The 26898-nt window shown below is 48.4% G+C and carries 15 protein-coding genes; 13 read left to right on the top strand and 2 right to left on the bottom strand.

Translation table 11 applies throughout. The features are described 5' to 3' along the window. Positions 1-253: 253 nt before the first annotated feature. Positions 254-964, top strand: coding sequence for a SprT family zinc-dependent metalloprotease (locus tag HUX74_RS08215; protein ID WP_174646473.1), 711 nt, complete (start codon positions 254-256; stop codon positions 962-964). A gap of 320 nt (positions 965-1284) precedes the next feature. Here HUX74_RS08215 and HUX74_RS08210 read toward each other — a convergent pair whose 3' ends face one another. Beyond that, positions 1285-1683 carry a hypothetical protein gene (locus HUX74_RS08210; protein ID WP_005825862.1) on the bottom strand — a complete coding sequence of 133 codons (399 nt, stop codon included), beginning with the start codon at positions 1681-1683 and terminating at the stop codon, positions 1285-1287. Positions 1684-1745: 62 nt separating this feature from the next. Then, on the bottom strand, positions 1746-5798 hold the full coding sequence (locus HUX74_RS08205; RefSeq protein WP_174646472.1) for a two-component regulator propeller domain-containing protein: 4053 nt from the start codon (positions 5796-5798) through the stop codon (positions 1746-1748). A 247-nt stretch (positions 5799-6045) separates the two neighbouring features. Here HUX74_RS08205 and HUX74_RS08200 point away from each other — a divergent pair, with 247 nt between their 5' ends. The 12 genes from HUX74_RS08200 to HUX74_RS08145 all read left to right on the top strand — a co-directional run bounded on the left by HUX74_RS08200 (position 6046) and on the right by HUX74_RS08145 (position 26878). Continuing rightward, positions 6046-7701 carry a carboxylesterase/lipase family protein gene (locus HUX74_RS08200; RefSeq protein ID WP_119961731.1) on the top strand — a complete coding sequence of 552 codons (1656 nt, stop codon included), beginning with the start codon at positions 6046-6048 and terminating at the stop codon, positions 7699-7701. 72 nt (positions 7702-7773) lie between these two features. Beyond that, positions 7774-10842, top strand: a complete 3069-nt coding sequence (locus HUX74_RS08195; protein ID WP_254592846.1) for a TonB-dependent receptor — start codon at positions 7774-7776, stop codon at positions 10840-10842. 23 nt (positions 10843-10865) lie between these two features. Next, positions 10866-12431 (top strand): RagB/SusD family nutrient uptake outer membrane protein, encoded by a 1566-nt coding sequence (locus HUX74_RS08190; protein ID WP_119961729.1) that lies wholly within the window; start codon positions 10866-10868, stop codon positions 12429-12431. 121 nt (positions 12432-12552) lie between these two features. After that, positions 12553-13437 (top strand): esterase family protein, encoded by an 885-nt coding sequence (locus HUX74_RS08185; RefSeq protein WP_174646470.1) that lies wholly within the window; start codon positions 12553-12555, stop codon positions 13435-13437. Between the two features lie 31 nt (positions 13438-13468). After that, entirely contained in the window at positions 13469-14674 is a 1206-nt protein-coding gene (locus tag HUX74_RS08180) for an esterase (protein ID WP_151882178.1), read from the top strand. A gap of 45 nt (positions 14675-14719) precedes the next feature. Beyond that, positions 14720-15916 (top strand): esterase, encoded by a 1197-nt coding sequence (locus HUX74_RS08175; RefSeq protein ID WP_119961726.1) that lies wholly within the window; start codon positions 14720-14722, stop codon positions 15914-15916. 4 nt (positions 15917-15920) lie between these two features. Continuing rightward, complete coding sequence (locus tag HUX74_RS08170) at positions 15921-18248, top strand: glycoside hydrolase family 3 C-terminal domain-containing protein (RefSeq protein WP_138345708.1); 2328 nt, start codon at positions 15921-15923, stop codon at positions 18246-18248. A 136-nt stretch (positions 18249-18384) separates the two neighbouring features. Then, positions 18385-20874 (top strand): glycoside hydrolase family 3 N-terminal domain-containing protein, encoded by a 2490-nt coding sequence (locus tag HUX74_RS08165; RefSeq protein ID WP_138345706.1) that lies wholly within the window; start codon positions 18385-18387, stop codon positions 20872-20874. 470 nt (positions 20875-21344) lie between these two features. After that, positions 21345-21812 carry a ribosome assembly cofactor RimP gene (gene rimP, locus HUX74_RS08160; RefSeq protein ID WP_087332882.1) on the top strand — a complete coding sequence of 156 codons (468 nt, stop codon included), beginning with the start codon at positions 21345-21347 and terminating at the stop codon, positions 21810-21812. Positions 21813-21816: 4 nt separating this feature from the next. After that, the gene (nusA, locus tag HUX74_RS08155) at positions 21817-23082 is read left to right on the top strand and encodes a transcription termination factor NusA (RefSeq protein WP_005824354.1); all 1266 of its coding nucleotides are present in this window, start codon (positions 21817-21819) and stop codon (positions 23080-23082) included. Between the two features lie 123 nt (positions 23083-23205). Beyond that, positions 23206-26229, top strand: coding sequence for a translation initiation factor IF-2 (infB, locus tag HUX74_RS08150; RefSeq protein WP_117964267.1), 3024 nt, complete (start codon positions 23206-23208; stop codon positions 26227-26229). 136 nt (positions 26230-26365) lie between these two features. Beyond that, positions 26366-26878, top strand: coding sequence for a CvpA family protein (locus tag HUX74_RS08145; protein WP_016272036.1), 513 nt, complete (start codon positions 26366-26368; stop codon positions 26876-26878). The last annotated feature ends 20 nt before the right edge of the window (positions 26879-26898 follow it).

The following is a 26898-nucleotide window of genomic DNA, read 5'->3' as shown; positions in this document are numbered from 1 at the left end:
TTAGACGTGAACTGCCTTGAAAAAGTTGCATGTAGAAATGCTTTTTTCAAAAGAAACCAGTTCAGCATACTTTAATCAATTATTGTGCCATAAGTGTAAAATGGTGATTGTTAAAGGATAGCCGTTTTTGTGCAGTGTTCATTATCGGACACTCCGTCCGCTTTTGTCAGGTATTTGCTTGCGTTTTTGGATGATTCTTTGTTCATTTGCAAAGCCTCTTCCCACCCCTTTCCTATGGGAGAGGCTTTGATTTATGACAGTAAACTGCATTATAGAAGATAAAGAGCTTGGCCCTTTGTTTGTCCGGGTCAATGCCCGGGCACGGCGTCTTACTTTCCGTACAAAGGAAGATGGAATTTACGTGACTGTGCCTCCCCGGACTTCTCTTGCCGAGATAGAGAATGCCATCGAGCAGCTTCGTCCGCGTCTGAAGGCTGCCAGACAGAAGCAGGTCAGAAAGCTGATTGATTTGGATTACCGCATTGATACGGAGTTCTTTAAACTGACATTGGTCAGCGGACAACGGGAACGGTTTTTGTCTCGTTCGGAATTGGGGGAAATGCAGATAATCTGTCCTCCTGATGCCGATTTCTCGGATGAGAAGTTGCAGGCCTGGCTACGCAAGGTAGTTGAGGAAGCTTTACGGCGAAATGCGAAAATTGTTCTTCCGCCCCGTTTGTATATGCTTTCCATGCAGCACAACCTTTCTTACAAGAGTGTGAAGATAAATTCCAGCAGTGGGCGTTGGGGAAGCTGTTCGGCACAAGGCAATATCAACCTTTCCTATTATCTGGTACTTCTTCCCAAGCATCTGATAGACTACGTGCTACTGCACGAACTGGCACATACCCGCGAGATGAATCACGGGGAGCGTTTCTGGGATTTGCTCGATCGGATGACTGATGGAAAGGCACAAGCATTGAGAGCGGAGCTTCGGAAATATCAAACGAAAATAAATGATTAGAGATTAGTATGGGTGTATCACGGTAAGTAGTTCCTTGTTTTGCAGACAGTGATACTGCAAAACCACTGCATACCTTTTGCACTGTCACTGCACTCCTTTTGCAGTGCTGCTGCAACACCTTTGCAGTGACACTGCAACTGTTTTGCAGTAACGCTGCAAAAGGTATGCAGTATCGCTGCAGTGTCACTGCAGGAGTTGTGTAATGTCTTTGCAGTGCCACTGCAAAAGTTATGTGGTGTCTTTGCAGTGGCTGTTGGTAAGCCAGGAAACAGCTTGTCGACTCCGAAATATGAGAGCAAAATGCCTCAAACTTTTTATCCCTAATTTTTTGCTAACTGCTTTACCTCTTCCCCTTCCTTCTCGAACCGGTATTCTCCTCCTTTTTCGCTTAGCTCAAATAAGGAAAGCTTTTCAGTTGCATTGTTTACAATCATGAGTGCGTTTTGCTCGGCAAAGCGTTTCACTTCGATGGTGAAAGGTTCTTCTGCAATGGTACGGTTCACCAGCAGGCTGTCGTTGATGAATATGGAAGTGGAATCTCCGGCAAATCCTTTCGTCAGTGTGATGGTGTATGTCTCAATGAAGTTGCGTTCTCCTTCTTTTCGTTGTTGCAGCCTCATGCTCATGTAGACAAAGATGACAACTACAAAAATCACGGCAAAGGCAAGGATGCCGTTGCCTATCATAAACTGTTTGTTGGTGTTCAGTCGGTGTGCCATGGATAAAAAGGTTTTTTAAGAATGGTACAAATGTAATGAATAAATTTGAACCGACCGGCTTTTTACTTGCTGTATTCGCTCGGACTCACACCGAACTGTTTCTTGAAGCTTGTCGAGAAATGGGACAGCGTACTGAATCCCGTCATGTCCGCTATCTCTGAAATAGTGTATTTTCCTTCTTTGAGCAATTCGGCGGCACGGTTCAGCTTGTAGGTCTTGAAGAATACGCTGGGGTTCTCACCCGTCAGCCCCTTTACCTTATAATAGAACTTGGTACGGGAGATTTTCAGTAGCTCGGTCATGCGCGCCACGTCCAGCTCCGGATTGGAGAGTTCGTTCTCCATCAGGTGGTAAAGCTCGGTCATGAAAGTGTTGTCCTGCGGCGAAAGCACATTTCCCTCAATCTTATCCGTTTGGGTGGACTGGCTCAGGAGGCTGCGCACTTTCTCGCGGTTTTTCAGTTGGGATTTGATAAGCGCCAGCAGGTAGTTGGGCTCGAAAGGTTTCGTCACGTAGGCATCTGCACCGGTATTCAGACCTTCCACCTGATTCTCTACAGTAGCTTTGGCCGTTACCAGTATCACGGGGATGTGGCATAGTTGCAAGTCCTCTTTTATCTGGCGACAGAGGTCGTAACCGTTTCTTCCGGGCATCACTACATCACTCAGTACGAGGTCGGGCGCTTCTTCGTTCATGGCTTTGAAGGCGCTGTCGGCATCGAAGCGGCAGACGATTTTGTAGATGGGAGAAAGCAGGGCTTTCAGGTAGTGAGCCACTTCCGTATCGTCGTCTACTACCAGAAGAGTTTGCTTTTGCTGCCGGATGCTCTCTGTATTTTCCAGTTGATATTGTTCTTCCGTTTGTATCGGAAATGCCTTGTTCTGTTCCTCTTCGGGGAGATTGCATTCTTCGGGGGTATAAGAGAGGTCATTCACCGGTAGCAGTAGGGTGAAGACGGCTCCGTTTCCTTCGGTACGGTTGCCGGCTTTCAGATAGCCATGATGCAGCAGCGCCAGGCTACGGGCATAGTACAGACCGATACCGGTTCCCCAGTTATAGGTACCTTTGGATTGATTGTCCAGTTGGTAATAGCGTTCGAATACTTTCTCCAACTGTTCCTCGGGGATTCCGTGGCCACTGTCTGCCACGGCAACTTTGACGTACTGTGTGTCGATGTCTTTGTCCGTCAGCGTAAAGAGGCGTGCAGCCTCTTCGCGGGTAATGACGTCGAAGCACAGTTCCACTTTTCCGCCGTTCGGAGTGAACTTCAAGGCGTTTGAAAGCAGGTTTCCTACAATCTTGTCCAGCTTGTCCACGTCCAGCCACATGAGGAAAGTATCCTCCAGGCCATAAGTGTTCAGTGCGATGCCTTTCTCGTTGGCGTTGATGCGGAAAATGTCTACAAAACGTTGCAGTTGCGAGATGATGTCGGTCCGTTTCACCCGCAGTTTTAGGGTGTCATTCTCCAGCTTGTTGAAGTCCATCAGCTGGTTCACCAGACGGAGCATGCGCCCCACACTGCGTTGTACGATGTAAAGCAGTTGTTTGTTTTCTCCCTCTATTTGGGGACTTTCGCAAAGTTGTGTTACCGGACCCGAAATCATGGTGAGTGGGGTGCGGAACTCGTGCGAGATGTTGGCAAAGAAACTCATGTTCATGCGGTTCACCCGTTGTTCCTGCTCCTTCTCAAGTTTGGCGCGTCGGGCGGTTTCTTTTTCCTGCTTAATGCGTAGCCAGGCACGGATGAAGATACCGATGATGGCGGCGGCAATGAGCAGATAGGTGCACCATGCCCACCATGTTTGCCAAGGGGCGGGCTTTACGATGACGCGTATGGAATTCTCCCTTTCTACAATGCTCTTGTCGTTATTGGTTATTTTAACTTTGAAAGTGTAGGTACCGGCAGGCAGATTGGCATAGTAGGCCTCTCGGTTGTTGCGGGCATCAATCCAATATTTGTCGAAACCATCCATCTTGTAATAATAATGTACGCGTTCGTATTCGCAGTAGTCCAGTGCGGCAAAGGAGATGCTGAAACCATTCTGATTGTGGTCCAGGCAGATGTCCGGCCGGTAGGAGAGGTGCTTGTCTACACTTTTGCTGTCTTGTGGGCGTGCCAACCGGTTGTGTATCTTCAAATCCTCGAAGAGCAGTGGAATTTCCCGTTTGGTACTTACGTCCATAGGGTTGAAGAAAGTCAGCCCGTGCGTACCGCCAAAAACCAGTGTCCCGTCGGGCAAGCGGCATGAAGAACGGTCGTAAAACTGATTGCCGCCTATGCCGTCGGCGGCATAGTAGTTGGTAAATTTCCCTACGGTGCGGTCATATTTGCCCAGCCCGTATTGTGTGCCTGTCCATATATTGCCTTGTGCATCTTCCTCAATGCAAGAGATGTCCCGGCAGGGTGTACCCTCTATGGTCTTGATTTTTCCGGTGGCGGCAGAATAGTGCAGCAGTCCGTTGCTGACGGTTCCAATCCACACATCTCCACGACTGTCTTCGAAGATGTCGGTAGGGATGAATACTGAACGTTGGATACAAGCTTGCCAGTCGGTGTTCTCGAATGGTACTTCAGCGCTTTCCCAATTGTCGGGATTGATTTGCATAACTGGGTTCATGAAGGCAGTGGCCCACATCTTTCCGTTGTTGAGTGGAAGGAGTCCGGGTATGAAGGTTCCTGTCCAGGAAAATACTTGTGTTTGGACAAATTCTTTTTCTTCACGCCTTTTGGCATAAAGTTTAGGGCTGTATGTACCCACCCAAATTGTTCCACGGCTATCTTGTGCAAACGACAGCGGTAGGAAGATGTCATGAATAGCCTCTGTCTTCAGTATGCCGTTTTTATAGCTGCATTTCATCACCTTGCTCGCATAGAGGGCCGCCAGCCAGATGTAGCCCTCGTCATCTACGAATACGCGTGTGATGTCCGGTTTGTCGGTAGCGCTTTTCCCCGGAAGTCCAGGCTGGTCCACTTCTTTCACTTCGTGGCTGTCCATGTTGTAAACGTACAGCCCGTCTATCATGGTGGCCATCCAGAGATTTCGCTCCTTGTCCACTGCCACGGACAGCACTGACTTCCGGTTCAGGTATGAGCTGAGATGGTTGTTGGTGTTGAAACGTTCTTTGTAGTTATAGCGCACGACATACCCTTGGTCTACAGAGCCTATCCATAGGTTTTTCTGTGAGTCGGTAAACATGGTGCTTATCTTGAAGTGAGGTACTTCGAAGGGAAAACCGTTTTCGCTTTGATGTATCATGTATTCTTCCACGTAGTTGTAGAGGAACATTCCTTGTTGGTCGGTATTCAGTAGCAGGCTGTTGCTGCCGTAGGGATGGATGTAGTTGACGTTGGCATGCAGCAGCAACGGATGGCTTCGGAGGGCTTGGGGTGTTTCCTTGAATTTGTGCGTATGTGTGTCGTACAGTGCTATCTGGCGGTTTCCTGCCAGCCATAGGATTCCGTTAGCCTGCATGAAGAAGTAGGTGGGAGAAAAGCCCTGCATTGGGATGGAGTCTTCCAGCGCCAGTGTGGAGGAGTTGTAGCGGCGCAGAGACAGCGGGGTCACTGCCCACAGTTTGTTGCTCTGGTCTATGAAACAGCGGTTGTTGAAGGTATAGTTCGGGTCAAATATCTTGATGGGTACGTCAAATTTGTGTGTTTGTGGATTATATACGGCAAGGCTGTGCATCATGTTCAGAAAAATCTTTCCGTCTTTGTTCTCGAATATTTGGATGCCGTTTTTATTAGGGAAGTCCAGTGGCATATTTTGGAAATTATCCTTGTCTGTGTATAGGCTAGTCCCATTTACGGTGACTACCCACAACCGGCCTTGTGAATCGCGGAAGAGGTCGTTGATTTGATTATCGGGTATATCCAGTGAGTCATCCGTACAGTAATACTGATGATATTCGTGTACATTATATTTGTTTACCCCTCGTGAAGTTCCTATCCAAATGTGTCCTTGTGCATCTTCGGCAAAGGCGGTGACCTTCTGGTTGGAGAGGTCATTGGTGATGACAGGGCTTTCGATGCTGCCTTCCGGTGTGGGCTTTGTGTCCGACGGATTGCATGCGGTGATTAAACACAATAGAAGTAAATATTTAATGTATTTCATAATATATAGTGTAGACTAAAAGCATTGGCATGTGCCATCTTTTTGTTTTGGCATTACGATGCGAAAATACTCATAAAAATTGAGAGAGAGACTGCTGGAGAGCATGTTTTGAACAAATCTGCAAACATTTGAACATTGGAGAAAGCTGTTTTGAACATCGGGGAAAGCCGTTTGGATAACGTAGAAAATCCTTTTGGGGAGAATGTGCTAATATTGCAATCATAAAAACATAAAACTAATACATAATATGAAAAAGCAATTCTTGTCAGTGTTAGCATTCTCCGCCATCCTACTTTCCTCGTGCGGAGGGACAGCTAAAATGGAGAGAGTACCTGCTTGCGGGCAGAAGGGGGAGATAACGGCTTCCTCTACGGTTGCTGTTGCCGAAACCGAATCGGGCAAAGTAGCCGGATATGTGGAGAACGGTATCTATATATATAAAGGTATTCCGTATGCCAAAGCCGAACGTTTTATGCCGCCCGTGGCAGTTGACAAATGGGAAGGTGTCCGCAGCAGTCGTGCCTACGGCCCTACTTGTCCGCAAGGCAAGCGCATGGGATGGTACAGCGACGAACAGGCGTTTGCCTTCAACTGGGATGACGGTTATCCTGACGAGAATTGTCTGCGGGTGAATATCTGGACACCGGGACTGAAAGACGGGAAGAAACGCCCCGTCATGGTGTGGCTGCATGGTGGAGGTTATTCCGCCGGCAGTGGTCAGGAGCTTCCTTCGTATGACGGAACAAATCTGGCAAAGAAAGGGGATGCAGTGGTTGTGACACTGAATCATCGTCTCAACGTCCTGGGTTTTCTCGACCTTTCCGCCTATGGTGATAAATATGCAAAATCGGGCAATGCCGGACTGCTTGACTTGGTGGCGGCACTGCAATGGGTGAATAAGAATATAGAATCTTTTGGCGGAGATGCCCGGAATGTTACCATTTTCGGTCAGTCCGGTGGGGGAGGCAAGGTCTCTACGTTGCTTGCCACACCGTCGGCGAGAGGCTTGTTCCATAAAGCCATTGTACAAAGCGGATCTATGCTTCGTACGATGGAGCAAAAGTATTCTCGTCGCATTGGCAGTGCGGTTATGGAGGAGCTGGGACTGAATGCTTCGCAGATAGATGAATTACAGAAAGTACCTTACGACAAATTGCTTGCCGCAGGCGAAAAGGCCGTTGCCAAAATGCGTGTAGAGGCTGATAAAGAAGGAGTGGCTTCTTTTATCTTTGGCTGGGCTCCCACGGTAGATGGCGATGTGCTGCCAGCACAGCCTTTCGACCCTCAGGCTCCGGTGCAAAGCAAGGACATTCCGGTGATGATAGGCACTACCCTGCACGAGTTTACCGCAAGCACTTACTTCCCGCCTTTGCGGAGCATGACGAAGGAGCAGGTTGTGGAGCAGATTAAAAAGAAATATGGTGAACGTACGGATGATTTTCTGAAAGCTTTTGAGCAGGCCTACCCCGGTTATCAGCCCAAGGACCTGGTGGATGTGGACTTCATTTTCCGCCCTGGCGCAGTGGAGCAGGCCAAACTGAAGTCGGCACAGCAAGGTGCACCGGTCTATATGTATATGTTTGCTTGGGAATCGCCCGTGATGGACGGAATACTCCGCAGCACGCATTGTATGGAGATTCCTTTTGTGTTCAACAATGTCGTGCGTCATGCTTCGATGACCGGAGGCGGAAAGGCGGCACAAGTGCTGGCGGACAAGATGAGCAGTGCGTGGCTGAACTTTGCCCGTACGGGGAATCCCAATACTGAAGGTTTGCCCGAGTGGGAACCTTATACAGCTGATAAGGGAGCAACGATGATTTTCGATAATGATTGTGGCATGAAGTACAATCATGACAAGGAACTGCTTGAGGTGGTGATGGCCTTTCCGGTACGCGGTTTCTGATGCAGGTATCCGATGAAGAATGAATATAACCCTTTTATTAATAAATCTAATTAACAACTAATGAAAAGCATTATGAGAAACAATGCAGTGAAAAGGCTGGCGATGTCAGCACTTTTCCTTTTGGCTGGGATGCCTTTCCTGCTGGCACAGAACCAGATAAAGGTGTCGGGTAAAGTGACAGATGACCTGAAGGAGTCTATGATTGGTGTAAGTGTATTCGAAAAAGGTACAACGAACGGTGTGATTACCGACTTGGATGGTAACTATATGCTGTCCGTCAAGGAGGGTGCTGTTATCGTTTATTCCTATATCGGCTACGTTACACAAGAGAAGAAAGCCGTGCCTGGAGTGATGAATGTCACATTGAAGGAAGATACCAAGACATTGGACGAAGTGGTGGTAGTGGGCTACGGTGTACAGAAGAAGAGCTCCGTTACGGGTGCCATTTCCCAGGTGAAAACCGAGGATATGCAGAATCGTACCATTAGTAATGCGCCTGCTGCCTTGCAGGGCAAGACTGCTGGTGTGCAGGTTATCCAGACCTCTGCCGCACCGGGCTTCTCGCCTACGGTACGTGTGCGCGGCTACTCGTCCAATGTGTCCTCCAATCCGCTTTATGTGGTGGATGGTGTCCGCCTATCCGACATTAGTGGCATTGATCCTAATGATATTGCCTCCATGGAAGTGCTGAAAGACGCCGCTTCTGCTGCCATCTACGGTGCTGAGGCCGGCAATGGTGTGGTACTTATTACCACGAAAAAAGGTAAGTCCGGCCAAGGTAAAATTACGTACGATTTCCAATTCTCCTCCCAGTCACTGGCACGTGTACCCAAGATGCTGAGTGCTGAACAGTACATAGACTACATGGTAGAGGCGAATACCTTCACGGAAGATTATCTGTTACAGAATTGGGACGGTGTGACCAATACGGCCTGGACTGATGTAGCTTTTGAAAACAGTCGCATGCAGAAGCATAACATTGCGTTTACTAATGGCAGTGACAGAGGGAACTATTATCTCTCCCTGACCTATCTGGACGATAATGGTATCGTGAAAGGTAATGCCGATACTTATAAGCGCTTGACTGCTACTATCAACTCTGAATATGAAATCAAGCCATGGCTGAAAGTGGGAACCACCAACCAGATAGAAAAATACAACGTACGGAGTGTCTCCACCAATAATGAGTATGGCAGCTTGCTGACTTCCATATTGCAGCTCGACCCGCTGACTCCGGATACTTATACATACGAAAACCTGCCCACCCATATGCTGACCGCCCTGAATAGTGGCAAGCACTTGTTGCAGGATGACAATGGAAACTATTATGCTGTTTCCAAATTTTTTGCAGGTGAGCAATATCATCCTATGATTATGCGTGACAATAACATTGGTAAGAACAGTGGTTTTAACGTAAACGGTTCTGTGTATGCGGACTTCAAGCCTTTCAAGGGATTCACTTTTACTTCCCGTTTCGGTTACCGCTTGTCTGGTACCCGTAGCTCTACAACAGACCTTCCTTTCTATGGCAATGCCACGCAAAGCCGTGACTATGTCGGTCAAAGTAATACTTCGTCAACTACTATTTATTATCAGTGGGAGAACTTTGCCAATTATATGAAGACCTTCGGACAGCATACGGTGACGGCCATGGTGGGTATGTCATATCAGGAATCCACTTATGACTACGTAAACGGCAGTCTTTCTCCCAATGAAGAGGATGCACTGAAAAAAAATGATCCGTTGTTCTACTATTTGAATTATGCTTCAGCTTCTGCCATTAAAGGGGTGGGTGGTGAGAAGACGCGTTCAGCCAAGCTCTCTTATTTCGGCCGTGTAGGTTATGAGTTTGCAGGACGTTATTTGTTGCAGGCATCTCTACGTGCAGACGCAGCCGACCTTTCTCTGCTTCCTGCCACGAACCGTTGGGGGTATTTCCCCGCAGTATCCGTAGGGTGGACGGTTTCCGAAGAAAAGTTCTTTGCACCTCTGAAGGATCATGTCAGCAGTCTGAAACTGCGTGCCAGTTGGGGACAGAATGGTAGTTTGGCTGCATTGAGCGGATATGCTTATAGTACTGACATGGCATTGGGAGGCCTTTATCCTTTTGTAATGGGGAATTCGTACATTACCAGTGCTGCTCCTTCCACAATGGGCAACGATGAGTTGAAGTGGGAAACCTCCGAACAAATAAATGTGGGTATCGATGCACGTTTTTTGAATGACCGTCTGACCTTCAGTATGGATTATTTCGATAAAAAAACGAAAGACCTGCTGGTGTCCGGCACTACTCCATCATTGATTATCGGTGGTTCAACCTCTCCGATGAATGCCGGTAATGTAAGCAATAAAGGCTGGGAGTTCGAGTTGGGATGGAGGGACCGTATCGGTAATTTCAACTATGGTGTGCGTGCTAATCTTGCAACTCTGAAAAACAAAGTAACCTATATAGACCCATCCATCACCCGTCTTTCGGGCGTGAATTTCCACACCAGTACCATTACTTATTTTGAGGAGGGATATCCGGTATACTATTTCCGTGGATACAAGTTCAAAGGCGTTGACCCGGCAACCGGTGATCCCACATTCTATGACTTGGATGAGAGCGGTGACCTGAATGATGGTGACTTGGCATATATCGGTGATGCCATTCCTGACTTTACTTATGGTATTACTTTGACAGCCGGATGGAAAGGCTTTGACTTGACTGTGTTCGGAACGGGCTCGCAAGGTAATGACATTTTTAATTGTATCAACCGGCCTGACTTTGCCGCTTCCAATAAAATGAAAGAGGTGTTTTATGACAATCGTTGGACAGCTTCCAATCCCAATGGGTCGGTACCCCGTGCCGGTGCCACCAATATGGATAAATATCAGATTTCTGATGCATTGGTCTATGACGGTTCTTTCTTCAAAATCAAGCAGATTCAGCTGGGATACACATTCCCAAAGAATTGGATGAAAAAACTTTGTGTCGGTAATCTTCGCATCTATGGTTCTTTGGATGACTTCTTCACGTTCACCAAGTACCCGGGCTTTGATCCAGAAGCCGCTGCCAATTCTACTTCAGGTATGGGAATCGACAAAGGCTCTTATCCTTGTTCCAAAAAAGTGGTGTTAGGCTTTAACATTGAATTTTAATAAACCTCAAATTGATACTGATAATGAAAACTAAATATGTTTATATACTGATGCTGGGGTTACTTTCCGTATTCAGTACCGGTTGTGAAGATCGCCTTGATATAGCAAAACATGGAAATATGGGTAGTCAGGAAGATTTTTATAAGACTGATGACGATGCCATACAAGCTTTGGCTTCTCTGTATAGTAGTTGGGGAGGCAATTACTATAACTGGTTTTTCACAAAGAATCTGTTGGCCGATGATGTTTGGGCTGGAGGTGGCTCGCGGGGTGACAACTCTCAAATGGAACAGTTGAATGAATATACATTTGACACGGACCATGGCATGGTACAGGGGCTGTATTCGGGTATGTACGGCATAATTTATAAGTCGAATCTGATTATTGATTTGTTGGAGCCGGATACGGAAGTCAAGAAACGTGCTGTTGCCGAAGCCAGGTTTTTCCGTGCATGGTCGAATTTTGAACTGGTCACTCTGTTTGGTACGGCTCCGGTGGTGGACCATTTGTTGACTCCGGGAGAATATCGCCTCGGCAACAGTACGCCGGAGGTTATGTGGGCATTGATAGAGAGCGATTTGACGGAGGCTATAAATTCTAATGCGCTTCCTTCCAAATCGGATGTAAACGACAGTGAGACGGGTATTCGGATTACGAAAGAGGTGGCGCAGGCCATGTTGGGTAAAGCTTATTTGTTTCAAGGGAAGTATGGCGATGCTGCCGGTATTCTGGATGAAGTCATAGAGTCTGGTAAATACGCGCTCTATACGGGTGATTATGATAAACTGCTGCACGTTGCTGCCAATGGCTGTTGCGAGTCTATGTTGGAAGTGCAGAAACGCAATGACTCTGAGCAGGCCTGGAACCAGATGACAATGACCTTCATTATGCAGGGGTGGCGTACGGAAAAACTGACACTGAGTAGCGAGGCCTCTTCCTACATTGCTACGGGTACTTATGGTTTCATGAATCCGACAAAGGATTTATATGAAGCTTTTGTTGCCATGGAAGGTGAAAATGGCTATCGTTTGAACAGCTCCATCCGTACGGCTGCCCAATTGGAGAATCTTGGTATTTCTTTGCAGGCAGGAGCGAACCTGGTGGGACACGAGGGGTATTTTATGTGGAAGAATCGTGCTCTGAAAGAGGACTGTGTATATGATGCTTCCTACTTTCAAGCCTTGCAGTACATTAACCTGCGCGTGATGCGTTATGCTGAAGTGTTGTTGCTGGCTGCTGAAGCACATGTGCAGAATGGCAATAGCGGTAAAGCATTGGAATACGTCAACCAGATACGTTCCCGTGCCCAACTGAACGGTCTGACTTCTGTAACATTGGATGATGTGAAGAAAGAAAAACGTCTGGAACTTTGTCTGGAGAGTGTACGCTTTCAGGATTTGGTGCGTTGGGGCGATGCCGAAACAGTAATGGCCAATCAGGGTAAAGAAATACCGAGCTATTCTTCCAAGGGTACGGAATTCCAGTACCGGAATTCCACTTATGGCTTCAAACCGAAGCATAAGTTGTTGCCTATACCGCGCAAGGAGCTTGAACTGAATCCGAATATGGTGCAGAATGAAAATTGGTAGGAAAAGAAACTGATATATATCATGACAAAAGAAATCATAAGTTTTTATTTTTGCATAACCGTTTCTGATACCTTACCCTTGATGTATCATAAATATGAGAAACATTAAAATCTAAAATACCATGAAGAAAGTCTTATTTACTTTTCTGGCTATTTTCACCATGCTGACGGCATATGCACAATTCTCCGGTTGGGGACCGCAGAGCAAAGTGGTGACGGACAGTATCTACAGCAAGATATTGGATGCAAACCGGCAGTTTACAATTTATTTACCTCAAAGTTATGAGGTGGATGCTACGAGAAAATACCCGATTCTCTATCTACTACATGGCATGTCGGGGGTGAATACCAGTTGGTTTACAGACCAACGTGTGAAGGACGTGATGGACCAGTTGGTGGCATCGGGCGAGGCTTGCGAGATGATTATCGTCAGCCCTAATGCCGGAGGTAATCCAGCTACTTGCTGGAACGGCTACTTCAATATGCCGGGCTGGGCTTACGAAGATTTCTTCTATAAGGAGTTCCTTCCTTATATAGAGAAGACCTACCGGGTGAAAGGTGATAAGCAGCATCGTGCCATTGCCGGACTTTCTATGGGCGGAGGCGGAACGGCAAGCTATGCACAGCGCTATCCGGATATGTATTGTGCCGCCTATGCCATGAGTGCTTTGATGAATATCCCCGTCAGTGGTGAGGAGGCGGGAAAAGATCCCGACCCCACAAACAAGATGGCTGTGCTGACGCGTTCTGTGCAAGAACATAGTTGCATCAGGTATGTGGCCGAAGCGGACGATGCGCGTAAGGCACAGCTTCGTACAGTACAGTGGTTTGTGGATTGCGGAGACGATGACTTTCTGCTGGATCGTAATATCGAGTTTTTCCAGGCGATGCGTAATGCCGATATCCCTTGCCAGTTCCGTGTGCGGGATGGCGGACATACCAGCGAATATTGGCATTCGGCGCTTTATATGTGCCTGCCTTTTGTAAGTCGTAACTTTGCTAAATAATAAAAATCTAATTCATTCAATATAAGAAATTATGAAAAGATTATTAAGTTTGGCAGCTATGCTGCTGGTCTGCTGTGTCACCCTTTTTGCACAGCAAGCTCTTTGGGGAGGTGCGGCAGTTGTCTCTCCTGATATTCATGAAGACAACACGGTTACTTTTCGCTTGAAAGCTCCTAAGGCTGTAAGGGTGCAGATTACCGGTGATTTTCTGCCTCCACAAACTATTAAGACCCCTCGTGGCGATTATGATGCACCGGGCATTGCCGATTTGACAGAGGGGAAGGACGGCGTTTGGGAATTTACTACTCCCGAACCGTTGAAGCCGGAACTTTATGGATACTCCTTTATTGTAGACGGATTGAGAATGATGGACCCGAGCAATGTTTACATGATTCGGGATGTGGCTACCGTGACCAATGTATTTATCATCGGTGGGGACCGTGCCGATTTGTATAAAGTGAATAAGGTACCTCATGGAACGGTAAGTCGCATGTGGTACAATAGTCCTTCGCTGGGAATGGACCGCCGTCTGACGATTTACACTCCGGCTGGTTATGAAACCAGCGGCAAGCGTTATCCGGTATTCTATCTGCTTCATGGTGCAGGTGGTGATGAGGAAGCTTGGATTGCTCTTGGCCGTACTTCGCAGATATTGGATAATCTTATCGCACAGGGCAAGGCTCAACCTATGATTGTAGTGATGACCAACGGCAATGCTTGGCAAGATGCTGCTGCAGGTGAGTCTCCCAAGGGGTTTGTTGCCCCATCCATGCGTCCCGACGAAAGAGCGAAAGTGGCAGAAGGTGCTTTTGAACTCTCGTTCCCCGAAATCGTGAAGTTCGTAGAGAAGAATTTCCGCACTCTTGCCAATAAGAAGAACCGTGCCATTGCCGGGCTTTCTATGGGTAGTTTCCACTCTTGCAATATTTCCAAGTATTACCCGGACATGTTCGACTATGTAGGTCTTTTCTCCGGTGCAAGTACCGGAAACGATAAATCAACTTGTCCGGTCTATACCGACTTTGAAGGTAAGCTGAAGACTCAGTTTGCCAAGAAACCGGCCCTTTACTTCATCGCATGCGGCAAGACGGACTTTGTTTATAAAGGTGTGGCCGACTTTCGCAAGTTGCTTGATGACAATGGTTATAAGTACGAGTATCTTGAAACGGGCGAGGGCCATATCTGGAGGAACTGGCGCATCTATCTGACGGAGTTCGTGCCGAAGTTGTTCAAATAAGAGGATTCGGTATAACTAATTGAATAACAAAATAACATACGTATCATGAAAAGAATTTCTATTTTGTCAGCTCTGTTGCTGATGTGTGCGATGACTTTCGCGCAACAAGCTCTCTGGGGAGGCGCTCCTGTGGTCTCACCTGAGATACACGACAACAATACAGTAACTTTCCGCTTGAAGGCGCCGAAAGCCGTAAAGGTGCAAGTAACCGGCGACTTCCTGCCTACGCAGAAAATCAAGACTCCTTTTGGTGAGTTTGATGGTCCGGGTGTGGCAGATTTGAAAGAGAACAAGGACGGTGTGTGGGAATTCACTACTCCCGAACCGCTGAAACCAGAACTCTACAGCTACACTTTCCTGGTAGACGGACTGAAGATTAACGACCCTGCCAACGTCTATATGATTCGAGACGTGGCAAGCGTGACGAATGTATTCATCATCGGTGGTGACGAGCGCATCGATCTTTACAAAGTGAATAAAGTTCCTCATGGAACGGTGTCTAAGGTATGGTACAACAGCCCTACGCTGGGTATGGACCGCCGTCTGACTGTCTATACGCCTGCCGGATATGAGACAAGCGGCAAGCGCTATCCTGTCTTCTACCTGCTGCACGGTATGGGTGGCGACGAGAACGCATGGAGCGAACTGGGACGTACGGCACAGATTCTGGATAACCTCATCGCCCAAGGCAAGGCCAAGCCGATGATTGTAGTAATGACCAACGGTAACGCTGCGTTGGAGGCTGCTCCGGGTGAATCGTCACTGGGTTTTGCCGCTCCCAGCATGAATCTGCCCAAGACGATGGAAGGTTCTTTCGAAACGGCTTTCCCCGACGTGGTGAAATTCATTGATAAGACTTACCGTACACAGGCCAACAAGAAGGGGCGTGCCATTGCTGGTCTCTCTATGGGAGGTTTCCACTCCATGCACATCTCCAAGCAATATCCGGACATGTTCGACTATGTAGGGCTGTTCTCGGCTGCCATCATGCCCAACAAAGATGTGAAGTCTCCGATTTATGACAACCTTGAAGCCAAACTGAAAACCCAGTTTGCCAAGAAACCGGCACTCTATTACATCGCTATCGGTAATAAAGACTTCTTGTTCCAGGCCAATAACGACTACCGCAAGATGTTGGACGAGAAGGGTTACAAATATGAATATTATGAAACCGGAGAAGGTCATATCTGGAAGAACTGGCGTATTTACCTGACTGAATTCGCACCGAAGATATTTAAATAAGATTATGAAGAAGAATATCATATCCATGGCAGCAGCAATGGCTGTTTTGTCAGCTTGCGGACCGGGTGTGCCGCAGCTTGGAAAGTCCTCTCTGGATGAGGTGATTGGCGCCATGACCTTGGAAGAAAAGGCGCATCTGGTAGTGGGTACCGGTATGGCAGGTTTCTCGGGTGACAGTGCCGTAATCGGTGCAACGAGAAAGCTGGTGCCGGGTGCGGCAGGAACCACATATCCGATTGAGCGCCTCGGCATTCCCGCTGTGGTGCTGGCTGATGGTCCCGCTGGACTGCGTATCGACCCCAAGCGTGAGGGAGATTCTGCTACGTACTATTGTACTCATTTCCCTATCGGAACTTTGCTCGCCTCTACCTGGGACCAGGAACTGGTGGAAAGTGTAGGTCAGTCTATCGGTAACGAAGTGCTGGAATATGGTGCGGACGTGCTGTTGGCTCCGGCGCTGAACATTCACCGTAACCCGCTTTGCGGACGTAACTTCGAGTATTATTCCGAAGACCCGTTGGTGTCGGGTAAGATTGCCGCCGCCTACGTACGTGGTGTGCAGAGCAACGGTGTGGGTACCAGTATCAAGCACTTTGCTGTGAACAACCAGGAAACCAACCGTATGGCTACGGATGCGCATGTATCTCCACGCGCCTTGCGCGAAATCTACTTGAAAGGATTCGAGATTGCCGTGAAGGAATCCGCTCCTTGGACCGTGATGTCCTCATACAACTACCTGAACGGTGTCTATACTTCGGAAAACAAGGAGTTGCAGACAACGATGCTGCGTGACGAATGGGGCTTCAAGGGTATGGTGATGACCGACTGGTTCGGTGGTAAAGATGCTGTGGCACAGATGGTGGCGGGCAACGACATGTTGCAGCCCGGTCTGCCCAAGCAGTACGAAGCCATCGTGAAGGGTGTGCAGGACGGAGCGTTGGACGAAGCCATTCTCAATCAGAATGTGAAGCGCATTTTGGAAATGATTCTCCAGACTCCCCATTTCAAGGGATATAAATATTCCAACAAGCCTGATTTGAAAGCACATGCTGCCGTTACCCGCCAGTCGGCGACAGAAGGTATGGTATTGCTGAAGAACGATAACGGTGCTCTGCCACTGGCAGCCGACGTGAAGAACGTGGCACTCTTTGGTTGTACTTCCTATGACTTCATTGCCGGAGGTACGGGCTCGGGCAACGTGAACCGCGCTTATACCGTTTCGCTATTGGACGGCTTGAAGAATGCCGGCTATGTGGTGGATGAAGCGCTGAAGAATAGCTATGAAGCTTACCTGAAAGCAGAGAAAGAACGTCTGGCCAAAGATAAGAAAGAGTGGTTTATGCCCGACGAGCGTCCTGCTGAGATGGCTGTGTCCGCACAAGTTATCCGCGAGCAGGTTGCCAAGGCCGATGTGGCACTGGTGACGCTGGGACGTACCTCTGGTGAGTTCCTCGACCGTATGGTAGCCGACTTCAACCTCACCAAAGAGGAGCAGAGCATGTTGAAAGCAGTGTCCGATGCTTTCCACGCTGCCGGAAAGAAGGTAGTGGTGGTACTTAATATCGGTGGTGTGATTGAAACTGCTTCTTGGAAGTCTGTTCCCGATGCCATCCTTTGTGCATGGCAGGCAGGCCAGGAGGGAGGAAACAGTGTGGCTGACGTGCTGAGTGGCAAGGCTTCTCCTTCGGGCAAGCTGACAATGACTTTCCCGGTGAAGTTTGAAGATGCCGCTTCTTCCGCCAACTTCCCGATAGACATGCGCGTAAGCACCGACCTCGTGAACAAGGGCGGGAAGAAGAACGACGTGAAGGATGTGGATTATACCAATTATGAGGAGGATATCTACGTAGGTTACCGTTACTTTGACACCTTTGGCAAGCAGGTTTCCTATCCTTTCGGTTACGGTCTTTCCTATACCACTTTTGCTTATGACAAGGCTGCTGTTAAGGCAGACAACGGCGTCTATACCGTATCTGTGGAAGTGAAGAACACCGGTAAGGTAGCAGGTAAGGAAGTGGTTCAGCTTTATGTATCCGCTCCCGATGCTGCAGACGCCAACAAACCCGAAAAGGAACTGAAAGCTTTTGCCAAGACTAAGGAACTGAAACCGGGCGAAACTACTGTGGTGACGCTGAAAGTGAATGCTGCCGACCTGGCTTCCTATGATGAGGCTGCATCGGCATGGGTGGTAACTCCCGGAAACTACAAGTTCCTCGTCGGGGCTTCCTCACGCGACATCAAGGCTACGCTGGAGGCTGAAGTAGCTGCCGCAACGCAGAAGACGAACGACATCCTGAAACTTCAGGAACCGATGAACCTCTTGAAGAGATGAGAGTAGGATTGTCTGAAAAGATAACAAATCATACCCTAAAAAACATCCTGTTGTATCCTTTGGTATGGCAGGATGTTCTTATCTTTGTGCCTCGTATAAACAGATAGTGCAACTATTATAAACCAATATCACAACCATGAGTAAAAAGTTAATCTTATCTTTAGCCCTATCAGGGTTAGTACTTACTGCTACGGCGCAGACCACTGTTGCGCCTGCCATTCCAAGAGACGAGAAAATAGAACAGCAGATTGAGACTTTGCTGAAGAAGATGACGCTTGACGAGAAAGTCGGTCAGATGTGCGAACTCACTATCGACCTCCTGCAGAAACGCGCCAATCCCTTTGCCGGTCTCGACCCGAAGAACATCACGGTGAAGGACCTGCAAAAAATCATCAAGAGATACAAGCTTGAAAAGGAATTCAAGCTGGGCAAGGAGATGCCTTCGCAGGATGTGATGATGAAGCTCTATATGCGTATCCAAGGCATTGAGAATGCCAAGGGTTTCCAGTTGGACGAGGCGATGCTCGACTCTGTCATCGGAAAATACAAAGTAGGCTCCATCTTGAACGTGCCCAACGGTGTGGCACAGAGCGTGGAGAAGTGGCAGGAAATCATCAAACGCATTCAGGAGAAATCCATGGAGGTGATGGGTATTCCTTGTGTGTACGGTGTAGACCAGATACACGGAACTACCTATACACTGGGCGGTACTTTCTTTCCGCAAGGCGTCAATATGGGAGCTACCTTCAATCGTGAACTGACACGTAAGGGTGCACGTATCTCTGCCTACGAAACAAAGGCGGGAAGCATCCCCTGGACGTATGCCCCGGTGACCGACCTCGGACGTGACCCGCGCTGGCCGCGTATGTGGGAAAACTATGGTGAAGACGCCTACGTCAATGCCGAAATGGGACGTGAAGCCATTATCGGTTTCCAGGGAGAGAACCCCAACCTGATTGGCGGGAACAACGTTGCCGCTTGTATGAAGCATTATATGGGTTATGGTGTCCCCGTTTCCGGTAAGGACCGTACGCCGTCTTCCATCACCGAGCAGGATATGCGTGAGAAGCATTTTGCTCCTTATCTGGAAATGGTGAAGGCAGGTGCCCTCTCCGTGATGGTGAACTCCGCCATGAACAACGGCCTGCCTTTCCATGCCAACTATGAGCTGCTGACCAAGTGGCTGAAAGAAGACCTCAACTGGGACGGTATGATCGTGACCGACTGGGCGGACATCAACAACCTTTATAGCCGCGACCACATTGCCAAGGACAAGAAGGAAGCCATCAAGCTCGCCATCAATGCCGGTATCGACATGTCTATGGACCCGTACGACTGGAAGTTCTGTACACTCTTGAAAGAACTGGTGGAAGAAGGTGAAGTTCCCATGAGCCGTATAGACGATGCTGTGCGTCGTGTGCTGCGTTTGAAATGCCGTCTCAACCTATTTGAAAAGCCCTATTATGACTTGAAAGACTTCCCGTTGTTCGGTAGTGCGGAACATGCCGCTGCTGCATTGCAGGCTGCCGAAGAGTCTTTGGTACTCCTGAAGAATACAGACGGTATATTGCCGTTGGCAAAAGGCAAGAAACTGCTGGTTACCGGTCCGAATGCCAACTCCATGCGTTGCCTCAATGGCGGCTGGTCTTATTCATGGCAGGGCGACAAGGCCGACGAGCATGCAGGTCAATATAATACCATTCTCGAGGCTTTCACCAATAAATTCGGTGCGGACAATATCATCTACGAAGCCGGTGTCACTTATAAGCAAGGTGGCAACTGGTGGGAAGAAAACACTCCGGAGATAGAGAAAGCTGTAGCAGCCGCTGCCGGTGCCGACTACATCGTTGCCTGCATCGGTGAGAACTCTTACTGCGAGACTCCGGGTAACCTGACGAACCTCTTCCTCTCCCAGAACCAGCTCGATTTGGTGAAGGCTCTTGCCAAAACCGGGAAGCCCATCATTCTGGTGTTGAATGAAGGCCGTCCTCGCCTGATTGCTGACATCGAGCCTTTGGCTAAGGCTGTTGTCAATACTATGCTTCCGGGCAATTACGGCGGTGATGCGTTGGCAAACCTCATTGCCGGCGACGCCAACTTCAGCGGAAAGATGCCTTTCACTTATCCGAAGGAAATCAACTCTCTGATTACGTACGACTACAAACCGTGCGAACACATCGGAAAGCAGATGGAAGGCGCTTATAACTACGATGCGCAAGTATCTGTACAGTGGGCGTTCGGTTATGGATTGAGTTATACTACTTTTGCATACAGTAACCTCAAGGTGGATAAGTCGGACTTTACCGCTGATGATGTGCTTACTTTCACTGTAGATGTGAAGAATACTGGTGACCGTGTCGGCAAGGAGAGCGTGTTGCTCTTCAGCAGTGACCTCGTTGCCTCCCTTACTCCCGATACCCGCCGTCTTCGCGCTTTCGAGAAAGTGGAACTGAAACCGGGCGAGACAAAGACCGTGACTCTGAAACTGAAAGGCTCCGACCTTGCTTTCGTAGGCTATGATGGCAAGTGGATTCTGGAGAAAGGTGACTTCCGCATCCAGACGGGTGACCAGACTGTGAACGTGGTTTGTACGGATACCAAGAAGTGGGAGACTCCGAATAAGTGATACGACAAGGTCTTTTAGACCTTTAGAACCATAGTAAAAGGGCCGATAGCATGAAACAAGCTATCGGCCTTTTATTTTTCCGCGTTGTCTTTCAACAGTATCTTTTTTCCGCTTGTACCTCCTTACTTCTTTTCCTGAAACAATAGAGATTGTACGCATGAGATGTACATCTCATGTTGTTCGAGATGCACATCTCGTTGTGCTTGACATGTGCATCTCATGCAGTATGGAACGTGATAATTCATTTCATAAAGTATAAGCTTCTGTCTCATAAGATTATATGTTTTACCCCTTATCTTGAAGTGTTGAAAGGGCGTGTCTGTAATATAATTCCCGTTTGAACCGTTAAATCAATCTTTTTTTCTCTAATATTTTGTAGTCGAACAGATTATTTATATCTTTGCAAGCGAAAACGGATGAAAGGTGGAGGGGCGATTAAGCTCCTCTTTTTTGTTCCTAATGGTTAATCTATGATAGAAAAGAAAACTGTTTGTCAGATTGTTGACGAGTGGCTGGCAGGAAAGGACTACTTCCTTGTGGAGGTGACAATCAGCCCGGATGACAAGATTTTGGTGGAAATAGACCACAAAGAAGGTGTTTGGATTGAGGACTGCGTAGAGCTGAGCCGCTACATCGAGTCCAAGCTGAACCGTGAGGATGAGGATTATGAGTTGGAAGTCGGTTCGGCCGGCATCGGACAGCCCTTCAAGGTACTGCAGCAGTACATTAACCACATCGGCAAGGAAGTGGAAGTGCTGACAAAGGACGGCCGCAAGCTCAGCGGCGTGTTGAAGGAAGCCGACGAACAGCATTTCGTCGTGACCATTCAGAAGAAAGTGAAAGAGGAAGGTGCCAAGCGTCCCAAGCTGGTGGACGAGGACTTGACCTTTACGTATGAAGAGATAAAATACACTAAATACTTAATCAGTTTTAAATAAGACTATGGCCAAAAAAGTAGAAACTGTCAGCTTGATAGATACATTTTCGGAATTTAAGGAACTGAAGAATATCGACAGAACCACGATGGTAAGCGTACTCGAGGAGTCGTTCCGTAGTGTGATTGCGAAAATGTTCGGTACCGATGAGAATTACGACGTAATTGTAAACCCGGACAAGGGTGATTTCGAAATATGGCGTAACCGTGAGGTAGTGGCAGACGAGGATTTGGAAAACCCGAACCTGCAGATTGCATTGTCCGAAGCACAAAAGATTGATGCTTCTTATGAGGTGGGCGAGGAAGTGACGGATGAAGTTATTTTCGCGAACTTTGGTCGCCGTGCCATCTTGAACTTGCGCCAGACGTTGGCCTCCAAGATATTGGAACTGGAGAAAGATAGTATTTACAACAAATACATTGATAAGGTGGGTACCATCATCAATGCGGAAGTCTACCAGATTTGGAAGAAGGAGATGCTGCTGCTCGATGATGAAGGCAACGAACTGTTGCTGCCCAAGACCGAACAGATACCGAGTGACTTCTACCGCAAGGGCGAGACTGCCCGCGCCGTAGTGGCACGTGTGGACAACAAGAATAATAATCCGAAGATTATCCTGAGCCGTACGTCGCCCGTCTTCCTGCAACGTCTGTTCGAGATGGAAGTACCCGAAATCAATGACGGACTGATTACCATCAAGAAGATTGCCCGCATCCCTGGCGAGCGTGCCAAGATTGCCGTTGAGAGCTACGATGACCGTATCGACCCGGTAGGTGCCTGCGTGGGCGTGAAGGGTAGCCGTATTCATGGTATCGTCCGCGAGCTTCGCAACGAGAATATCGACGTTATCAACTATACGTCGAATATCCAGTTGTTTATACAGCGTGCCTTGAGCCCTGCCAAGATTTCTTCTATCCGCTTGAACGAGGAAGAACGCAAGGCGGAAGTGTTCCTGAAACCCGAAGAGGTGTCGCTGGCTATCGGTAAAGGCGGTTTGAATATCAAGCTTGCCAGTATGTTGACTGAGTACACCATCGACGTGTTCCGTGAGTTGGATGAGGCCATAGAGGATGAAGACATCTACTTGGACGAATTCCGTGATGAGATAGACGGTTGGGTTATCGATGCCATCAAGGCTATCGGTATCGATACGGCAAAGGCTGTGTTGAACGCTCCCCGTGAGATGTTGATTGAGAAGACGGACCTCGAAGAAGAGACGGTGGACGAGGTATTGCGCATTTTGAAACAAGAGTTTGAAGAGGAGGAGCAGTAATGTGGTAATGTGGGTAGTATGCTAATGTGCCAATGCAGATAGCATATCGGATGAAGTGCACACTCCTTTTTTCTCAGCCAATTAGCACATTAGCATATTGGCACATTAATTCATTAAATTAGTATGACGATAAGGTTAAACAAAGTAACAAGAGATTTAAATGTAGGAATTACGACGGCTGTCGAGTTCCTGCAAAAGAAGGGATTTACCGTTGAGGCAAATCCGAACACAAAAATTACGGATGAACAGTTCGAACTGCTCAAAAAGGAGTTTAGTACAGATAAGGACCTTAAGATAAAGTCGGAGCGTTTCAGCCAGGAACGTCAGAGCAAGGACCGCAACAAGGCGTCCGTGTCTATTGACGGCTATAAGGAAACGCAGGAGAAAGCGAAGCCCGAGGAGATTAAGACGGTTGTTCCGGAAGACGTACGTCCGAAGTTCAAGCCGGTAGGCAAGATTGATTTGGACAAACTGAACCGTAGACCTGCTCCTGCTCAAGAAAAAGAGAAAGAAACGGAAAAAGCAATAGAAGAGAAAAAGGTGGAGGAACCGGCAGTTGTAGAAACGCCGAAACCGGAACCAGCTCCTCAACCGGAGATACAGCCGGCATCTGAACCCGAACTGCAGTCCGTTTCGGAACCGCAGCCCCAACCCGTTGTCAAGGAAGAGCCTGCTCCGGTGTCAGAGGCTCAACAAGAATCTAAAAAGGAAGAAATGATAGAAGCGCCTGCTCCCGCACCGGCGGCTGAAGAAGCACCGGTTGAAAAAGAGGGGAAAGAAGAAGGAGAAGAAATCTTCAAGATACATCAGCCTGAGTTTGTTTCGAAGATTAATGTCATCGGACAGATAGACCTGGCTGCCTTGAACCAGTCCACACGTCCGAAGAAGAAATCGAAAGAGGAGAAACGCAAGGAGCGTGAAGAGAAGGAAAAGATTCGCCAGGATCAGAAGAAGCAGATGAAGGAAGCTATCATCAAGGAAATCCGCCGTGATGATAGCAAGCTGAAGGATACCGCTGCCGGCGATGCCAATGGCAAAAAGAAACGTGTCCGTATCAATAAGGAGAAAGTGGACATCAACAATGCTTCCAACTTCCAGCGTGGTGGCAACGATCGTGGACACGCAGGTGCCCAGCAAGGTCAGGGGGGCCGCCCGCAAGGTGGAAACCAGCCTGGTGGAAACAATGCCAATAATAACCGCAACCGCAATAAGGACCGCTTCAAGAAGCCGGTCATCAAGCAGGAGGTTAGCGAGGAAGATGTAGCAAAGCAGGTAAAGGAAACTTTGGCACGCCTCACTTCCAAAGGAAAGAACAAAGGTGCCAAGTATCGTAAGGAGAAACGTGACATGGCCTCCAGCCGTATGCAGGAATTGGAAGACATGGAGATGGCAGAAAGCAAGGTACTGAAAATTACGGAATTCGTGACGGCCAATGAGTTGGCAAGCATGATGGATGTTTCAGTTACTCAGGTTATTGCCACTTGCATGAGCATTGGTATGATGGTATCCATCAACCAGCGTTTGGATGCCGAGACCATCAACCTGGTGGCTGAGGAATTCGGTTTCAAGACAGAATATGTAAGTGCAGAAGTGGCGCAGGCCATCGTAGAGGAAGAGGATGATGAGGAAGATTTGGAACCTCGCGCTCCGATTGTAACGGTGATGGGGCACGTAGACCACGGTAAGACTTCATTGCTCGACTATATCCGTAAGGCGAATGTGATTGCCGGTGAAGCGGGTGGTATCACACAGCACATCGGTGCCTACCACGTGTCGCTGGACGACGGGCGTAAGATTACATTCCTCGATACTCCGGGTCACGAAGCGTTTACTGCCATGCGTGCCCGTGGTGCCAAAGCTACGGATATTGCCATTATCATTGTGGCTGCTGACGACAACGTGATGCCGCAGACAAAGGAAGCCATCAACCATGCCATGGCTGCGGGTGTTCCCATCGTATTTGCAATCAATAAGATTGATAAACCGACTGCCAATCCCGACAAGATTAAGGAAGAGCTGGCTGCCATGAACTTCCTGGTGGAAGAGTGGGGCGGTAAGTATCAGTCGCAAGATATCTCTGCCAAAAAGGGTATCGGTGTACCCGAGCTGATGGAGAAAGTGTTGCTCGAAGCGGAAATGCTGGAGCTGAAAGCAAACCCGAACCGCCGTGCTACGGGTTCCATCATTGAGTCCTCATTGGATAAAGGACGTGGCTATGTGGCTACGGTGCTCGTTTCCAACGGTACTTTGAAGATGGGCGACATCGTGCTGGCAGGTACTAACTACGGTAAGGTAAAGGCTATGTTCAACGAGCGTAACCAGCGCATGAAGGAAGCCGGTCCTTCTACACCTGCCCTGATATTGGGCTTGAACGGTGCGCCTGCTGCTGGCGACACGTTCCACGTAATCGAGACGGAGCAGGAAGCACGCGAGATTGCCAACAAGCGCGAACAGTTGCAGCGTGAACAAGGTCTGCGTACGCAGAAGATGCTGACGCTCGACGAAGTGGGCCGCCGTCTGGCATTGGGTGACTTCCATGAGCTGAACGTGATTGTGAAGGGTGACGTGGACGGTTCTGTGGAAGCGTTGAGCGACTCTTTAATCAAGCTGTCTACGGAGCAGGTGCAGGTAAACGTAATTCACAAGGGTGTCGGTCAGATTTCCGAATCGGATGTCTCGCTGGCTGCCGCTTCGGATGCGATTATCGTCGGTTTCCAGGTACGTCCTTCGGGTGCTGCCGCCAAGATGGCAGAGCAGGAGGGGGTGGATATCCGCAAGTACTCCGTCATCTACGATGCCATCGAAGAGGTGAAGGCTGCCATGGAAGGTATGCTGGCACCAACATTGAAGGAGCAGGTTACAGCAACCATCGAGGTGCGCGAGGTGTTCAACATCACGAAGGTGGGACTGGTGGCAGGTGCCATGGTCAAGACCGGAAAGGTGAAACGCAGCGACAAGGCCCGCTTGATACGCGACGGTATCGTAATCTTTACGGGTGCCATCAATGCCTTGAAGCGCTTCAAGGACGACGTGAAGGAGGTAGGTACCAACTTCGAGTGCGGTATCAGCCTGACAAATTGCAACGACATCAAGGTGGGCGATATTATCGAATCTTACGAAGAAATAGAAGTGAAGCAAACATTATAATTGAATAATGTGCAAATATGCTAATGTGCCAATTGGCTGCGCGTAAAGAAAATGCCGCAGGGCAATTGGCACATTTTGCATATCAGCCATTTGCTCATTAGCATATTGGCACATTACCACATTATCACATTAATCTATGGCAATTATAGATATCATCATATTGGTAGCTTTTGGCTTGGGCGCAATCATTGGCTTCATGAAAGGTTTTGTGAAGCAATTGGCCTCTCTGCTGGGGCTGATTGTCGGTCTGCTGGCAGCAAAGGCTTTGTATGCCTCGTTGGCAGCGAAGCTGTGCCCCACATTGACAGACTCTATGACAGTGGCGCAAGTACTGGCATTTGTCCTCATCTGGCTGGCTGTTCCCTTGCTCTTCTCCCTGGTGGCTTCTCTGCTGACCCGGGCAATGGAGGCCGTCTCGCTGGGCTGGCTCAATCATTGGTTGGGAGCCGGTCTGGGGGCTTTGAAGTACCTCCTGTTGACGAGCCTGCTGATTGGTGTCATCGAATTTATAGACGGAGACAATACGCTGATTGGCAAAACAAAAAAGAAAGAATCAGTGTTATATTATCCTATGGAAGAGTTTGCCGGGATATTCTTTCCCGCGGCAAAGGCGGTTACGGAGCAGATTGTAAACGGAGACTTTGACTGATACCGTGAGCCGTGATTTTG

The organism is Bacteroides sp. Marseille-P8574, from assembly GCF_902825465.1.
Taxonomy (GTDB): Bacteria; Bacteroidota; Bacteroidia; order Bacteroidales; family Bacteroidaceae; genus Bacteroides; species Bacteroides uniformis.
This window is presented reverse-complemented; position numbering and strand designations above follow the sequence as displayed.

Coding starts and splice junctions, on each gene's coding strand:
- HUX74_RS08215 (WP_174646473.1), top strand. CDS start 254: ATGACAGTAAACTGCATTATAGAAGATAAAGAGCTTGGCCCTTTGTTT.
- HUX74_RS08210 (WP_005825862.1), bottom strand. CDS start 1,683: ATGGCACACCGACTGAACACCAACAAACAGTTTATGATAGGCAACGGC.
- HUX74_RS08205 (WP_174646472.1), bottom strand. CDS start 5,798: ATGAAATACATTAAATATTTACTTCTATTGTGTTTAATCACCGCATGC.
- HUX74_RS08200 (WP_119961731.1), top strand. CDS start 6,046: ATGAAAAAGCAATTCTTGTCAGTGTTAGCATTCTCCGCCATCCTACTT.
- HUX74_RS08195 (WP_254592846.1), top strand. CDS start 7,774: ATGAGAAACAATGCAGTGAAAAGGCTGGCGATGTCAGCACTTTTCCTT.
- HUX74_RS08190 (WP_119961729.1), top strand. CDS start 10,866: ATGAAAACTAAATATGTTTATATACTGATGCTGGGGTTACTTTCCGTA.
- HUX74_RS08185 (WP_174646470.1), top strand. CDS start 12,553: ATGAAGAAAGTCTTATTTACTTTTCTGGCTATTTTCACCATGCTGACG.
- HUX74_RS08180 (WP_151882178.1), top strand. CDS start 13,469: ATGAAAAGATTATTAAGTTTGGCAGCTATGCTGCTGGTCTGCTGTGTC.
- HUX74_RS08175 (WP_119961726.1), top strand. CDS start 14,720: ATGAAAAGAATTTCTATTTTGTCAGCTCTGTTGCTGATGTGTGCGATG.
- HUX74_RS08170 (WP_138345708.1), top strand. CDS start 15,921: ATGAAGAAGAATATCATATCCATGGCAGCAGCAATGGCTGTTTTGTCA.
- HUX74_RS08165 (WP_138345706.1), top strand. CDS start 18,385: ATGAGTAAAAAGTTAATCTTATCTTTAGCCCTATCAGGGTTAGTACTT.
- rimP (WP_087332882.1), top strand. CDS start 21,345: ATGATAGAAAAGAAAACTGTTTGTCAGATTGTTGACGAGTGGCTGGCA.
- nusA (WP_005824354.1), top strand. CDS start 21,817: ATGGCCAAAAAAGTAGAAACTGTCAGCTTGATAGATACATTTTCGGAA.
- infB (WP_117964267.1), top strand. CDS start 23,206: ATGACGATAAGGTTAAACAAAGTAACAAGAGATTTAAATGTAGGAATT.
- HUX74_RS08145 (WP_016272036.1), top strand. CDS start 26,366: ATGGCAATTATAGATATCATCATATTGGTAGCTTTTGGCTTGGGCGCA.